Raw genomic sequence first — 15359 nt, 5'->3', positions numbered from 1 at the left:
CGCCGTCATGACGGCCGCTACTATGACGACGGTCATAGACGACAGGGCCGCCCGCCGGCGCGGCCCGGAAACGGCGGTGCGTCGTGCGCGTGGGTTTCATCGGACTCGGAGTCATGGGCCGGCCCATGGCGCTCAACCTCGCCCGGGCCGCGACGCCCCTCGTCGTGTGGAACCGCACCCCCGGCCGGTGCGCGCCCCTGCGCGAGGCCGGGGCGGAGGTGGCCGGGAGCGCCGCCGAGGTCTTCGAACGGGCCGCCACCGTGATGCTCATGCTGGCCGACGAGGCGGCCGTGGACGCGGTACTGGGCCGCGGCACCCCGGACTTCGCCACCCGCGTCGCCGGGCGCACCGTGGTCCACATGGGCACGACCTCACCGGAGCACTCGGCCGCCCTCGAGGAGGACATCCGCGCCGCGGGCGGCGCGTACGCCGAGGTCCCGGTGTCCGGATCCCGCCTCCCGGCGGAACAGGGCCGGCTGGTCGCCCTGCTCGCGGGCGACGAGCGCGCCGTGGCGGACGTACGGCCCCTGCTCGGCCCGATGTGCGGCGAGACCTTCGACTGCGGTCCGGTGCCGAACGCCCTGCTGATGAAACTCGCGGTGAACCTGTTCCTGATCACCCAGGTCACCGGCCTGACCGAGGCGTTCCACTTCGCCGAGCGGCACGGCCTGGACCGCGCCCGCTTCCTCGACGTGCTGGCCGCGGGTCCGATGGCCAGCGCCGTCTCCGGGATGAAGGCCCCCAAGCTGCTCACCCGCGACTTCACGGTCCAGGCCGCGGCCACCGACGTACTGAAGAACAACCGCCTGATCGCCGAGGCCGCCCGCAGGGCCCGGCTGGCCTCCCCGCTCCTCGACGTCTGCCACACCCTCTTCGGGGAGACGGTGGAGCACGGCCACGGGAGCGAGGACATGGTGGCCGTACTGCGCGCGCTGGAGGCCAGGACGGACGCGCGCCGGCGGGAGTGACCTCGCGGTCCGATTGCCCCTGCCCCATTCGGGGCACCCGGAATGTGCCGAATTCACCGCCGGCGACCTCAGGGACCCGCGGGGACGGCACAGGACTAGGGCAAGGGGACCAGCGGTGACGGTGCGCATCGGAGCAGAGGAAGAGTTTCACGTCCTGGACGTGGAGAGCGGCCGGCTCGTGCCACGGGCCGACACGCTGCTCGGCCGGCTCGGCGGACCCGGCTTCAGCCGCGAGCTGCAGCAGACGGCCGTGGAGAGCAACAGCCGGGTCCACGACACACTGGACGCCCTCTTCACGGATCTGTCCGCCACCCGGCGCAGGCTGGACGCGGTCGCCTCCTCGTCGGGGCTGGCCGTCGTGGCCGCCGGCACCGTCCCGCTGGCCCGCGTCACCTCCCGCGCCGTCACCGCGGACGCCCGCTTCCGGCAGATGGCCGACGACTACCGCCAGGTCGCCGACGAGCAGCTGATCTGCAGCGCCCAGGTGCACGTCGACGTACCCGACCGGGACACCGCGGTACGCGCCATGTGCCTGGTCTCGCCCTGGCTGCCGCCGTTGCTGGCCCTGTCGGCCAGCTCACCGTTCTGGCTCGGGACCGACACCGGATACGCCAGCTGGCGCACCATGCTCTGGCAGCGGTGGCCGACCGCCGGTCCCGCCGGCTGCTACGGCAGCGCCGCCGAGTACGACGCCGCCATGGACGAACTGATCGGCTCGGGCGTCATCAGCGACACCGGGATGCTCTACCACGACGTACGGCCGTCCGCCCACCAGCCCACGCTGGAACTGCGCGTCTGCGACGCCTGCCCGCGCACCGAGACCGTCGCGCTGATCGCCGGACTCTTCCGCGCCCTGGTGCTGGACGCCCGCCACCGGCTGGAGCGCGGGACGGAGCCGGTGTGCGACGGACACCACGAGTGGCTGCGCGCCGCCACCTGGCGTGCCGCGCGCTCCGGGCTCGAGGGCCGGCTGGTCGACCCGGCCACCCGGCGCGGCGCCCCCGCCCCCGTGGTGCTGCGCCGGATGCTGCACCGGCTGCGCCCGGCGCTGGAGGAGTCCGGCGACTTCGCCACCGTACGCACGCTGCTCGAAGAGGCCCTCACCACCGGCAGCGCGGCGCACCGGCTGCGCCGGACGGCCGAGGACGAGGACCTGCTCGCCGGCGTCGACCTGCTGGTCGCCGAGACCCGCGGCGACCCCCTCGCGCCCGGCGCGTCCGGCCGTCGCCGCCGGCGGCGTCCGGCCGCCCGCCGCGACGCGGGCAGGACCCCGGCCCACGTCCACTCCGCCCCGGTCCCGGGCAGCGCGGGCTGATCCGGACCGGCGGCCGGCGCGGGTCACCCCCCGCGCCATCGCAGTCACCCCTGACCGAGGAGAGTGTCACAGCACCATGCCCAGGAGCACGCACGCTTCCCCGCCCCGGGAGGCGCACAAGGACCGGGACCACGACCGGGACCACGTCAAGGGCCATGATCCGGCGGCCCCGACGGACGGGAGGACCCACTGATGTGCGGCCTCAGCGGGGAGATACGGTTCGACGGCGGCAGGCCGGACATCGCGGCGGTGGAACGCATGACCGACCGGCTCGCGGCACGCGGCCCCGACGGCCGCGGCCTGTGGTCCCAGGGACCGGCCGCCCTGGGACACCGCCGGCTGAAGATCATCGACCTGTCGGAGAGCGGCGCCCAGCCCATGGCCGACCCCCGGGCCCACCTGGCCGGCGTCTTCAACGGCTGCGTCTACAACTACCGCGAGCTCCGCGACGAGCTGCACGCCCTCGGCCACCGCTTCTTCTCCCAGTCCGACACCGAGGTGGTCCTCAAGGCCTACCAGCAGTGGGGCACCGCCTGCGTCGAGCACTTCCACGGCATGTTCGCCTTCGTGATCGTCGAACAGGACACCGGCCGCGTGGTCCTGGCCCGCGACCGGCTCGGCGTCAAGCCGCTCTACCTCTCCGCCACGGCCGAACGCCTCAGGTTCGCCTCCTCGCTGCCCGCGCTGCTCGCGGCCGGCGGCGCCGACACCTCCCTGGACCCCGTGGCACTGCACCAGTACCTCAGCTGGCACGCCACCGTCGCCGCGCCCCGCACCCTCCTCAACGGAGTCCGCAAACTCCCCCCGGCCACGGTGCGCGTCGTCCAGCCCGACGGCAGCCACCACGACCACCTCTACTGGAACCCCGGCCACACCCGCCGCGCCGAGTACGCCGGTCTCTCCGCCGACGACTGGACCGACGCCGTCCTGGCCGCCCTGCGCACCGCCGTACGCCGCCGCATGGTCGCCGACGTGCCGGTCGGCGTGCTGCTCTCGGGCGGCCTGGACTCCAGCCTGATCGTGGCGCTGCTGGCCGACGAGGGCCAGGAGGACCTCGCGACCTTCAGCGTCGGCTTCGAGTCCGAGGGCGACGAGGAGGGCGACGAGTTCCGCTACTCGGACCTCGTGGCCCGCCACTTCGACACCCGCCACCATCAGCTGATGGTCCCCTCCGACCGGGTCGCCGGCGCCCTCGACGGGGCGGTCCGCGCCATGAGCGAGCCCATGATGAGCCACGACGTGGTCGCCTTCCACCTGCTGTCGGAGCAGGTGGCCAAGGAGGTCAAGGTCGTGCAGAGCGGCCAGGGCGCCGACGAGGTGTTCGCCGGGTACGACTGGTACCCGCGGATGGCCGGCGTGCCGCGGTCCCGGGCCGCCGAGGCGTACATCGACACCTACTTCGACCGCTCCCACACCGACCTCGCGGCCGTGCTCCACCCGGACCTGCTCCCCGCCCGGGACACCTCCGCCGAGTTCGTCCGCGCGCACATGGCGGCCGAGGGCGCCGAGACGGCACTCGACGCCGACCTCCGCCTCGACACGCGCGTGATGATGGTCGACGACCCGGTCAAGCGGGTCGACAACATGACGATGGACTGGGGCCTGGAGGCCCGGGTGCCCTTCCTCGACCACGAACTGGTCGAGCTGGCCGCCGCCTGCCCGCCCGAGCTGAAGCTCGCGGACGGCGGCAAAGGGGTCCTGAAGGCCGCGGGCCGCCGCGTCCTGCCGCGTCAGGTCGTCGACCGGCCCAAGGGCTACTTCCCGGTCCCCGCGATCAAGCACATGGCCGGCCCCGTCCTCCAGCGGGTCCGCGAGACCCTCACCTCACCCGAGGCGCGGGCCCGCGGAGTCTTCCGCGAGGAGTACGTCACCGGCCTGCTCACCGCACCCAACGCACACCGCACCAGGCGAGGAGCGAACGCCCTGTGGCAGACGGCGCTGCTGGAGACGTGGCTGCAGACGCACGGGATCCGCTGACACCGATGGAGACGCGCACCGACGCCACCACACGGGCGCTGCCCGCGCCCGAACCCGCCCCGCTCGCCGACACCGCGACCCCGTACGACGTGCCGCCCCCGGCCGTCCACGGCTGCTGGTACCCCTCCGCCGACCCCGGTGGCCGGTACGTCGCCTTCATCTGCGACCGGGCCGGGGTGCCGCAGCTGTGGACCGGTCCCGTGGCCGGCGAGGAGGTGCGCCGGCTCGACGCCGACCCCAACCCCGTCACGGAGGTGTCCTGGTCCCCGGACGGACGCTGGATCGCCTACACCGTGGCACCGGACGGCGGTGAGCTCACCAGCGTCCTGTGCGTGCGCCCCGACGGCACCGGACGCCACCTGCTGGCCGGCGGCGAACCGGGCACCTCCGCACGCCTCGGCTGCTGGCAGCACGACGGATCGGCGGTCGCGGTGACCGTCACCGACTCCGCCCCGCCCGGGCGGCCCTTCGCCGCGCACCCCGGGGCGGACGGCGCCTCCCGTCCCGGCCGGGCGGGCCGGGACGTCCGGGCCGTGCTGCTGGAACCCGGCGCCCCGCGGCCCGGGCCCGCGCCGGCGGCCGACGGCGAGCGGACGGCGTCCGCCGGGGAGCCGGAACCGAGGGCCCTGTCCGCGTACCTCGTCGACCCCGAGGGCGTGGCCGCGCCCGTACTGCTGGCGAGCGAACGCGGCGCGGCCAACCAGCGCGTCTGCGACCTCAGCCGCGACGGCCGGCTGGCCCTGGTGTACCGGGGCCCCCGCGGCCGCCGCGAGGCCCTCGTCGTCCGCACCGGCGACCGGGTGGTGACCTGCGCGCTGCCGGTCGCCGACGGCGACCCGTGGGTGGGCGGCTTCTCACCGGACGCCGGCACGGTGTGGCTGCGCAGCGACGGCGGCCGTGAGCACGCCGCCCTCGTCGCCGCGCACCTCGACCCGCGCGGTCACCTGCTCGGCACCACGGTGGCCGCCCAGCGCCCCGACTGCGGCCTGGAACTGCTCGCCCTGGGCCGGGACGGGCGGCGCGCGGTACTGGCGTGGAACGTGCGCGGAGTCAGCGAGCTGGAGGTGACCGGGCTGACCGCCGCCGTGACGCCGGGCCTCCCGGCCGGCGTCCCGGCGTCACGGTCCGCCTCCGCCGACGACGCACGGACCGTGGACCTGCCCCACGAGGTGGTCACCCGCATCGAGCCCACCGCCGACCCCGACACCCCCCTCGTCGCACTGTCCGGCTCCCGGCGCCACCCCGGAGTGTGGTGGCTGCCGCACGGACTGCCCCTGCGCACCCCGTGGTCCTCCCGCGACGAGGACGCCCTCCCGCCGGGCCGTACGCCCGTACGGCCGATGCCCATGAGCCCCAGGGCACGCGACGGACTCACCCTCGGCGGCTGGTACTACCGGGCGCCGGGCCGCTCGCCCGGCGAACCGGCACCGTGCGTCCTGCACCTGCACGGCGGGCCGGAGGAACAGGAACGCCCGGTGCTGGAGCCGCTCTACGTCGAACTGCTCGGCCGGGGACTGGACGTGTTCGCCCCCGACGTCCGCGGCTCGTCCGGTCACGGCCGCTCCTTCGTCGACGCCGACCTCGGCGCGGGACGCTTCGACGCCATCAACGACGTCGCGGACTGCGCGGCGCACGTGATGGTGCGGGGCCTCGCCGATCCCCGGCGGATGGCCGTGATGGGCCGCTCGTACGGCGGCTACCTGGTGATGGCGTCCCTGGTGTGGCACCCGGACCTGTTCCGCACCGGCGTGGCGGTCTGCGGCATGTCCGACTTCGCCACCTTCTTCGCCGGGACCGAGCCCTGGATCGCGCAGTCCGCCGCCCACAAGTACGGGCATCCGGAACACGACCGGGAACTGCTGCGCTCGCTGTCGCCGATGAGCCGCATCGACGCCCTGCGCGCGCCGGTCCTCGCCGTGCACGGCGAGCACGACAGCAACGTGCCGCCGGGCGAGTCCGAGCAGTTCGTCCGGGCCGCGAGGGAACGCGGTCTGGAGGCCGAACTCCTCCTGCTGCGCCACGAGGGCCACGACTTCCGGCGCGCCGACAGCCGCCGCCGGTTCCGCCGGACCGCCGCCGACTGGATGGAACGGCACCTGGCCGACTGAGATGTCGGAGGTACCTGTCACACTTCAGTGGCGTGCGGGGGAGCGATGCGGGTAGTCGCGCGGTGTGATCGGTGAGTAAAGGCGGACCGGATGGAACCAGTTCCTGTCGACGAGGGGGAAACGGTGCCAGGCGCACCCAGGCTGCGGGCTTCCTACGCCCTGGACGAGGACGGCGCCTGGATAGCCCAGGCCCGCCACCTCGCAGCCGCGTTCCTGACCCGGGCGCGGGCGGAGGACGGCCTGCCGGTGTCGACGCGCGCGGTCGAGGTCACCCAGCTCGTGGTGAGCGAGCTCGTCACCAACGCCCGCAAGTACGCGCCGGGCCCCGTCGGACTGGACCTGCGGCTCGCCGACGACGCCGTCGAGGTGGTCGTCCACGACGGCAACCCCGAGGCGCCCGTCGCGCGCACCGCCGATCCCGGCCGGGTGGGCCAGCACGGACTGGAGATCGTGATGGCCGTCGCCCAGGCCCTGGACGTACGCCAGGAAGCGGCCGGCAAGAGCATCACGGCCCGTATCTCCCTGCTCGCCTGAGCCCCTCCTTCCCCCGGCCTCCCGTCGGCCGACCCGCGTGACGGCGGTGGCCGGGCGGCCGGAACAATGGGGTTCCCGACGGGGTTCTCACTGGGGAACGTCGCAGGACACCTGGGAGAAGGGCGGGACGAGATGACGAGGACCGAGGAGAGGGCGCTGCTCGCGGGCGGCTGCTTCTGGGGCATGCAGGAGCTGATCCGCACCTTCCCGGGCGTGCTGACCACACGGGTCGGATACAGCGGCGGCGACGTGCCCGACGCCACCTACCGCAACCACGGCACCCACGCCGAGTCGATCGAGATCACCTACGACCCGGCCGTCACCGACTACCGCACGATCCTGGAGTACTTCTTCCAGATCCACGACCCGAGCACGAAGAACCGGCAGGGCAACGACATCGGCACGAGCTACCGCTCCGCCATCTTCTACGTCGACGACGAGCAGAAGCGCGTGGCCGAGGACACGATCGCCGACGTCAACGCCTCCGGGCTGTGGCCGGGCGAGGTGGTGACCGAGGTAGCGCCGGCCGGTCCCTTCTGGGAGGCCGAGCCGGAGCACCAGGACTACCTGCAGCGCTATCCGGACGGCTACACCTGCCACTTCGTACGCCCCGGCTGGCGGCTGCCGAAGCGCGCCGGGTCCTGACCCGGTACGAGGACGACAGGGGGCGCGCTCGCCGATGCGAGCGCGCCCCCGCGTCATGGGCGGACGCCGGTTCAGCCGAACTGGCCGGGCCGGTAGTCGCCGGCGGGCTGCCGGTTGATGACGTTGATGCGGTTGTAGGCGTTGATGACGGCGATGAGGGAGATCAGGGCGGCGAGCTGGTCCTCGTCGTAGTGCTTGGCCGCGTTCGCCCAGGCCTCGTCGTCCACGCCGCCGGCCGCGTCGGCGATCCGGGTGCCCTGCTCGGTCAGCTCCAGTGCGGCGCGCTCGGCGTCGGTGAAGACCCGGGCCTCGCGCCAGGCCGCGATCAGGTTCAGGCGCAGCGGGGTCTCCCCGGCCGCGGCGGCGTCCTTGGTGTGCATGTCGGTGCAGAAACCGCAGCCGTTGATCTGGCTGGCGCGGATCTTCACCAGTTCCTGGGTGGAGTGCGGCAGCCCGGAGTCCGTCACCGCCTTGCCCGCGGAGTTGATGTGCCGCAGCACCTTGGCGGCCAGGGGGTTGGCGAAGAAGTCGAGACGGGGGTTCATGAGGATCTCCTCGGGTCGCTGCGTGGTTCCACATCACTGACGGGCGGGGGCCCCGCGACGTGACGGCAACGCGGGTGTGACCTACGTCTCTTGACCGGCCGTCACCGTGCGGCCTGCCGTCCGCGGGGCACCGTACGGCCGATAGCCTGGCCGGGTGGACGGGGAGCGGAGCGCAGGTGAGTGAGCGTGGGGAACGCGACTGGGCGGACATGACGCCCGGGGACTTCGACCGGGACGCCCCCCTGTGCCTCAACGTGGGAACGGGCCCGGTCCTGGTACCGGCCGAGCCCGACGAGTACGGCACCGAGCCGCTCTTCGGCGAGCCCGCCCCGGCGCGGCGCCCCGGTCCGCCGCGCGCTCCGCGCCGCACCGCCCCCGCCGAGCAGGGGCAGCTCTTCTGACTCCACCGCGGGCGCCGTCCCGAATTCCCCTGTCTCGACGTCCGGCCCCGGGGTACGCGGACCGGGCGGCCGGATCCGGCGGGGAAAGGGACGGGGTGCGGCGTGGCGGCTACGGAGCGGAGTCACCCCTTCGCACCACGCCCGCTGCGGGGGAGACCCCACCGTGAGACGTTGACGGTACCCGATGCCCTTTTCGAGTGCTTCGTGCCACCGGATCGCCCGCAGTCGGCAACTGAACGCACGGCCACCGTCGTCCGTGGCCGGTCCCGAGCGGAGGAGTGTCACCCCATGAGCGAGGCCAACCCGGTCAAGCGGGCGGCGAAGAAGATCGCCGACAGCCTGCAGGACGCCGTTTCCGCCCCGGCCGACGGCATTCCCGGCCGGCCGGCACCCGAGCCGCCCACCGTGGCCGAGCCGACCGAGCCCCGCGAGCCGCTGCCGCCGAAGCCGGACCAGAGCGGCCCGGACACGGTGTCCCCCACCGGCAGCCCCACCGGGGCCGACCAGGCCAGGGTGGCCCAGTCCGGGAGCTATCTGACGAACGCGCAGGGGACGCGGCTGTACGACACCGACCACTCGCTCAAGGCGGGCCCGCGCGGGCCCGTACTGCTCCAGGACCACCATCTGCGCGAGAAGGTCATGCACTTCGACCACGAGCGCATCCCGGAGCGCGTGGTCCACGCCCGCGGTGCGGGCGCGCACGGGGTCTTCCAGAGCTACGGCACGGCGTCCGCCGTGACCAAGGCCGGATTCCTCGCGCCGGACGTGGAGACCCCGGTGTTCGTGCGGTTCTCCACGGTGGTCGGCTCGCGCGGGTCCGCCGACACCGTGCGCGACACCCGCGGGTTCGCGACCAAGTTCTACACCAGCGAGGGCGTCTTCGACCTGGTCGGCAACAACATCCCGGTCTTCTTCATCCAGGACGCCATCAAGTTCCCCGACGTGGTGCACGCCGCCAAGCCGCACCCCGACAGGGAGATCCCGCAGGCCCAGAGCGCGCACGACACCTTCTGGGACTTCGTCTCGCTGCACACCGAGGCGACCCACCACACGATCTTCTTCATGGGGGACCGCGGCATCCCGCGCTCCTACCGGATGATGGAGGGCTTCGGCGTCCACACCTTCCGCCTGGTGAACGCCGAGGGCGGCACGACGCTGGTGAAGTTCCACTGGAAGCCCAAGCTGGGCGTGCACTCCCTGGTGTGGGACGAGGCGCAGCTCATCAACGGCAACGACCCCGACTTCCACCGCAGGGACCTCGCCGACGCCATCGAGGCGGGCGCCCACCCGCAGTGGGAACTGGGCATCCAGACCTTCCCCGACACCCCGGAGCAGACCTTCGAGGGCATCGACCTGCTGGACCCGACGAACATCGTGCCCGAGGAGCTCGCGCCGGTGCAGCCGATCGGGCTGATGACCCTCAACCGCAACCCGTCCAACTTCTTCGCCGAGACCGAACAGGTGGCCTTCCACGTCGGGCACCTCGTGCCGGGCATCGACATCACCGACGACCCGCTGCTCGCCGGCCGGCTGTTCTCCTACCTGGACACGCAGATCACCCGTCTCGGCGGCCCCAACTTCCCCCAGCTGCCCATCAACCGCCCCCACGCGCCGGTCAACGACATGCTGCGCGACGGCATGCACCAGACCGCCGTGCACCGCGGGGTGGCCCCCTACCGGCCCAACTCCCTCGACGGCGGCTGCCCGTTCTCCGCGGGCGCGGACACGGGCGCGTACGTCGAGACGCCGGTGCGCGTGCCGGAGGGACGGAAGGTGCGCGAGGCGCCGGAGTCGTTCGCGGACCACTTCAGCCAGCCCCGCCGGTTCTGGCTGAGCATGAGCCCGGTGGAGCGCGAACACATCATCGGCGCCTACACCTTCGAGCTGGGCAGGTGCTACGAGGAGGCCATCAGGGAACGGACCCTGCAGGTCCTGGCCAACATCGACCCCGAGCTGTGCGCGGGCGTCGCCGAGGGCCTCGGCCTGCCCGCGCCGGAGCCCACCGTGCCGCTCGCCGACGTCGAGCCGAGCCCGGCGCTCTCCCAGGTCGGGCGGACCTGGCCGGTGGACGGCAGGGTCATCGGCATCCTCACCACCCCGGACGGCGACCTCGACGGGGTGCACGCGGTACGCGACGCCGTGCTCGAAGCCGGCATGGTCCCGCTGGTCGTCGCGCCGACCGGCGGCACGCTCGGCACGGGCGCGAACGCGCTGACGGCCCAGCGCAGTTATGTCACCGCGCGCTCCATCGAGCTCGACGCCGTACTGGTGGCGGGCCCGCCCACCGTGAGCGGTGACGTGCCCGGCGTACGCGACGGCAAGGGCGCGCCGTCGGCGACGCGGCCCTCGGCGGACCCCCGGGTGGACCAGCTGCTGGCGGAGGCGTTCCGGCACGGCAAGGCGATCGGCGCCTGGGCGGGCGGCGAAACGGCCCTCGAATCGGCCGGCGTTCCCGTCGGCGCCCCCGGCGTGGTCGTCGCCGACTCCGGCGCCACCGCCCTGGCCCAGGTCCGCGAGCTGCTGGGCGCGCACCGGGTCTGGGAACGCTTCACCTCCGGGGCCTGACACCCCGGCAGGCACGCGGCCGACCGCCGCCCGCACACCCGCCGGTGACCCCCGGCGGGTGTGCGGCTCCCACGGTGCCGGACGCCCGCCCCAGGGACGGGAAGGGGCGGCCGGGGCGAACAACCGGCCCCCCGGCCCCGCAGGCCCGAACACCCTGCGATCACGTCAGTTAAGGGTAGGCTAACCTTGCCTCGTGATTCCTGGTGAAGAGGCGCCCCCGAGGCCCCGTGGCCACGAACTGTCGGCCACCGATGTGACCGTGGCGTACGACGGTACGGACGTCGTGCACGACGCGGCGCTGACCCTGCGGCCCGGCGAAGTGACCGCCCTGGTCGGCCCGAACGGCAGCGGCAAGTCGACCCTGCTGCGCACGGTCGCCCGCCTCCAGCGGCCCCGCACCGCCGCGCTCACGCTCGACGCCGGCACCGACGCGCTGGCCCTCGGCCCCCGGGAGTTCTCCCGCAGCGTCGCCCTGCTGCTCCAGGGACGCCCCACCCCCAGCGGGCTGAGCGTGCGCGACGTCGTGGAGTTCGGCCGCTACCCGCACCGCGGCCGCTGGGGCGGCACGGACCCCGGCGGACGCGCCGCGGTGGACCGCGCACTCGCCCTCACCGGCGTCACCGAACTCGCCGAACGCGGAGCCGAACACCTCTCCGGCGGACAGCTCCAGCGCGTCTGGCTGGCCGGCTGCCTCGCCCAGGAGACCGGCGTCCTCCTCCTCGACGAACCCACCACCTACCTCGACCTGCGCTACCAGGTCGAACTCCTCGACCTCGTACGCGACCTGGCCGAGGACCACGGCATCGCGGTCGGGGTCGTCCTGCACGACCTCGACCAGGCGGCGGCCGTCGCCGACCGGATCGTGCTCCTCGCCTCCGGCCGCGTCGTCGCCGAGGGCACGCCCGAGGACGTCCTCACCCCGGAGCGCCTGACCGAGGTCTACGGCATCCGGATCGAGGTCGACACCGACCCCCTGACCGGCCGGCTGCGCACCCGCGCCATCGGCCGCCACCACACCCGAAGCGAAAGGCTCCGTACCACCTCATGAGACGCCTCCTGCGCACCGCGCCCCTGGCCGCCGCCGCCCTCCTGCTCGCCGCCTGCGGCACCACCGAACCCGCCGCCGACGACGCCAAGGAGTCCACCGAGGCGATCACCCTCACCGACGCCACCGGCGAGAAGGTCGAACTCGACGGCCCCGCCAAGAAGGTCGTCGGCACCGAGTGGAACGTGGTCGAGCACCTCATATCGCTCGGCGTCGACCCGGTCGGCGTGGCCGACGTCAAGGGCTACAAGACCTGGAACACCGCCGTTCCGCTCAAGAACGAGCCCAAGGACATCGGCACCCGCGGCGAACCCAGCATGGACACCATCGCCTCCCTCGGGCCCGACCTCATCGTCGCCACCAGCGACCTCCAGCCGGCCGCCGTCGAGCAGCTGCGCAAGGTCGCCCCGGTCGTCACGGTCAAGTCCGCCGACGCCGCCGACCCGGTCGGCCGGATGCTGGAGAACCTCGACCTCGTCGCCGAGGCCACCGGCACCACCGAGCGCGCCGCGACCCTCAAGAAGGACTTCGACGCGAAGCTCGCCGAGGGCAGGAAGACCCTGGCCGACGCCGGCCTGGACGGCGCGCAGATCGCCTTCGCCGACGGCTACGTCACCTCCAACCAGGTCTCCGTCCGCCCCTACACCTCCGGATCCCTCATCGGCGGGGTCAACGAGCGGCTCGGACTGAAGAACGCCTGGAAGCAGAAGGGCGACGAGGCCTACGGCCTGGCCGCCACCGACGTCGAGGGCCTGACCGGCCTGGGCGCGGCGCAGTTCGTCTACATCGGCAACGACAACGACCCCAGCAGCGACCCCTTCGGCAAGGAGCTCGCCGGCAACTCCGTATGGAAGTCGCTGCCGTTCGTGAAGTCCGGTGACGTCCACCGCCTGGACGACGGCATCTGGATGTTCGGCGGCACCGGCTCGATGGAGGCGTACACCGACGCCCTCGTCGCCTCGCTGACGAAGTAGCGCGATGGCCGTCACCGCCACCACTCCCACCGCCCGTCCGGCGACGGCGTCGTCCCGGACGGGCGCGGCCGCGGTGACGACCGCGCTCGTGCTCCTGGTCGCCGCCCTCGCCGTCGTCGACATCACCCAGGGCACGGCCGCGGTCGGCCCGGCCGAGGTCCTCAAGGCCCTCACCGGACAGGCCGATCCGGACGACGCGTCCGTCGTCATCGCCTCACGGCTGCCCAGGATGGCCGCCGGGCTCCTCGTCGGCGCCGCCCTCGGCATGGCCGGCGTCGCCCTGCAGGCCGTCAGCCGCAACGTCCTGGCCTCCCCGGACACCCTGGCCGTCAACGCCGGCTCCTACCTCGCCCTCGGCATCGCCGCCGTCAGTGGTGTCTCGCTGCCGCTCCTCGCCTCCTCGGGCATCGCCTTCGCCGGCGGACTCGCGGCGGCGGCCGTCGTCCTCGGACTGTCGGGGCTCGGCGCCGGCACCGTACGCCTCGTGCTCGCCGGTACCGCGCTCGCCCTCGGACTGACCGCCGTCACGGAGGGGCTGCTCCTGCTGTTCCCGCAGGAGACCGAGGGGCTCTACCAGTGGAACCAGGGCAGCATCGCCCAGAACGGCTTCGACGGCGTGCTCCGGATGCTTCCCGTCGCCGTCGTCGCCCTCGCCGGCCTGCTGCTCATCGGCCGCAGGGTCGACGCCCTCGCCCTCGGCGACGACACGGCCCGCGGACTCGGCGTCCCGGTGCGGGCCACCCGGGTCACGACCGTCGTCCTGGCGACACTGCTCTCCGCGGCGGCCGTCACCCTCGCCGGCCCGATCGGTTTCGTCGGCCTGTGCGCCCCGGCCCTCGTCCGCCCGCTCGCCCGGTGGTTCCGGGGAATCACGAGGCTGCGGGCGGGTGTGCCGCTCGCGGGACTGGTCGGCGCCGCGCTGGTCCTCGGGGCGGACGTGCTGCTGCGCGCGTTCATCGACTCCGACACCGCGGTCGCCGTTCCCACCGGCGTGGTCACCAGCCTTGTCGGCGCGGTGTTCCTGGTCGTGATGGCGGCCCGGCTCCGCGACACCGCCGGAGCCGCCGCACCGGACAGACTGCGCATCCGCAGCCGCGCCGTCTTCGTCACCACCCTCACCGTGCTCGTGCTCGCCCTGGCCGGCATCACCGTCGCCGCCGTCCTCGTGGGCGACAGCAAGCTGCTCCTCGGCGACGTGGCCAACTGGCTGCAGGGCAGGGCGGGCCGCACCGTCTCCTTCGTCCTGGAGACCCGTACCCCCCGGGTGCTCGCCGCCCTGCTCGCCGGCGCGGCGCTCGCCCTGGCCGGCACCCTGGTGCAGGCCGTCACCCGCAACCCGCTGGCCGAACCCGCCGTCCTCGGCGTCTCCGGCGGCGGTGCGCTCGGCGCCGTCATCCTCGTGACCAGCGTCCCCGTCGCCGGGACGTGGGGCGTGGCCGGAGCCGCCTTCGCGGGCTCCGCGGTCGCCGCGGCCGTGGTGTTCGGCCTCTCCGCACGCGGGGGTTTCCAGCAGAACCGGCTGGTCCTCGTCGGCGTCGGCGTCGCGGCCGGCACGACGGCCCTGATCAGCCTGCTGATCGTGCTCACCGACCCGTTCAACGCCACCAAGGCCCTCACCTGGCTCTCCGGCTCCACCTACGGCCGGACCCTGCCCGACGTCCTGCCCCTCGCCGCGGTGCTCGTCGCCGGCGTCGTGGTGGCCGGCGTACGGCACAGGGAACTCGACCTGGTCTCCCTCGACGAGGACACCCCCCGGCTCCTCGGACTGGACCTGGCGCGGGGCAGACTGGGCTTCCTCGTGGTCGGCGTGCTGCTCACCGCCACCGCCGTCTCCGCCGCCGGCACCATCGGCTTCGTCGGCCTGGTCGCCCCGCACGCGGCACGCGCCCTCGTCGGACGGCGGCACACCCGCGTCCTCCCGGTCGCGCTGCTCCTGGGCGCCGTGCTGGTCTGCACGGCGGACCTGCTGGGCCGCACCGTCATCGCACCGGCCCAGCTCGGCGCCGGCCTCATGACGGCCGTGATCGGCACCCCGTACTTCCTGTACGTGCTCGTCCGCAACCGCCGCTAGCGGCGGCCGAACACCACGGGCCCCGTGGCGGGGAGACGGACGTCCCCGCCACGGGGCCCGCGGTGTCCTCCGCCGTGATCCGCGGATGCGGCCCTCGGCCCCGGACGCAGACTGGTCCGATGAACGATCCGTCCGCGGGGCGCGGGACAGCACCCTCCGCTCCCGCGGAGTGCCGCAGGACGAGGCGCGGGACGTCGCCCGCCAGGTCACC

12 protein-coding genes are annotated in these 15359 nt (G+C 73.8%); 11 read left to right on the top strand and 1 reads right to left on the bottom strand.

From position 1 onward, the window contains the following. The first annotated feature begins 83 nt into the window (after nt 1–83). The 6 genes from ACZ434_RS12230 (at nt 84) to msrA (ending at nt 7547) form a co-directional block, all read left to right on the top strand. Nucleotides 84–968: an NAD(P)-dependent oxidoreductase gene (locus ACZ434_RS12230; RefSeq protein ID WP_468454591.1), complete on the top strand. Its 885-nt coding sequence runs from the start codon at nt 84–86 to the stop codon at nt 966–968. Nucleotides 969–1083: 115 nt separating this feature from the next. Continuing rightward, a complete protein-coding gene (locus ACZ434_RS12225; RefSeq protein ID WP_468454589.1) occupies nt 1084–2283 on the top strand; it encodes a carboxylate-amine ligase in 1200 nt (399 codons plus the stop codon). Nucleotides 2284–2475: 192 nt separating this feature from the next. Continuing rightward, nucleotides 2476–4260 (top strand): N-acetylglutaminylglutamine amidotransferase, encoded by a 1785-nt coding sequence (locus ACZ434_RS12220; RefSeq protein ID WP_468454587.1) that lies wholly within the window; start codon nt 2476–2478, stop codon nt 4258–4260. 5 nt (nt 4261–4265) lie between these two features. Next, the gene (locus ACZ434_RS12215) at nt 4266–6368 is read left to right on the top strand and encodes a S9 family peptidase (protein WP_468454585.1); all 2103 of its coding nucleotides are present in this window, start codon (nt 4266–4268) and stop codon (nt 6366–6368) included. A gap of 90 nt (nt 6369–6458) precedes the next feature. Further along, the gene (locus tag ACZ434_RS12210) at nt 6459–6902 is read left to right on the top strand and encodes an ATP-binding protein (RefSeq protein WP_468454583.1); all 444 of its coding nucleotides are present in this window, start codon (nt 6459–6461) and stop codon (nt 6900–6902) included. 132 nt (nt 6903–7034) lie between these two features. Continuing rightward, complete coding sequence (gene msrA, locus ACZ434_RS12205) at nt 7035–7547, top strand: peptide-methionine (S)-S-oxide reductase MsrA (protein ID WP_468454581.1); 513 nt, start codon at nt 7035–7037, stop codon at nt 7545–7547. Nucleotides 7548–7618: 71 nt separating this feature from the next. Here the strand turns inward: msrA and ACZ434_RS12200 are convergent, their stop codons facing one another. Continuing rightward, nucleotides 7619–8092: a carboxymuconolactone decarboxylase family protein gene (locus tag ACZ434_RS12200; RefSeq protein ID WP_468454579.1), complete on the bottom strand. Its 474-nt coding sequence runs from the start codon at nt 8090–8092 to the stop codon at nt 7619–7621. A gap of 176 nt (nt 8093–8268) precedes the next feature. Between ACZ434_RS12200 and ACZ434_RS12195 the strand changes: the two genes are divergently transcribed. From ACZ434_RS12195 to ACZ434_RS12175, 5 genes are all read left to right on the top strand, one after another. Further along, the gene (locus ACZ434_RS12195) at nt 8269–8493 is read left to right on the top strand and encodes a hypothetical protein (protein WP_468454577.1); all 225 of its coding nucleotides are present in this window, start codon (nt 8269–8271) and stop codon (nt 8491–8493) included. A gap of 288 nt (nt 8494–8781) precedes the next feature. Beyond that, nucleotides 8782–11058, top strand: a complete 2277-nt coding sequence (locus tag ACZ434_RS12190) for a catalase (RefSeq protein ID WP_468454575.1) — start codon at nt 8782–8784, stop codon at nt 11056–11058. A 193-nt stretch (nt 11059–11251) separates the two neighbouring features. Then, the gene (locus ACZ434_RS12185) at nt 11252–12106 is read left to right on the top strand and encodes an ABC transporter ATP-binding protein (protein WP_468454573.1); all 855 of its coding nucleotides are present in this window, start codon (nt 11252–11254) and stop codon (nt 12104–12106) included. Beyond that, nucleotides 12103–13077: an ABC transporter substrate-binding protein gene (locus ACZ434_RS12180; RefSeq protein ID WP_468454571.1), complete on the top strand. Its 975-nt coding sequence runs from the start codon at nt 12103–12105 to the stop codon at nt 13075–13077. The genes ACZ434_RS12185 and ACZ434_RS12180 overlap by 4 nt, the downstream gene beginning before the upstream one ends. A 4-nt stretch (nt 13078–13081) precedes the next feature. Beyond that, a complete protein-coding gene (locus tag ACZ434_RS12175; protein ID WP_468454569.1) occupies nt 13082–15148 on the top strand; it encodes an iron ABC transporter permease in 2067 nt (688 codons plus the stop codon). Nucleotides 15149–15359: the final 211 nt, after the last annotated feature.

It is taken from the genome of Streptomyces sp. NPDC030893 (genome assembly GCF_055571535.1).
The sequence above is the reverse complement of the archived record's forward strand: the minus strand, read 5'-3'. Positions and strand labels throughout refer to the sequence as shown.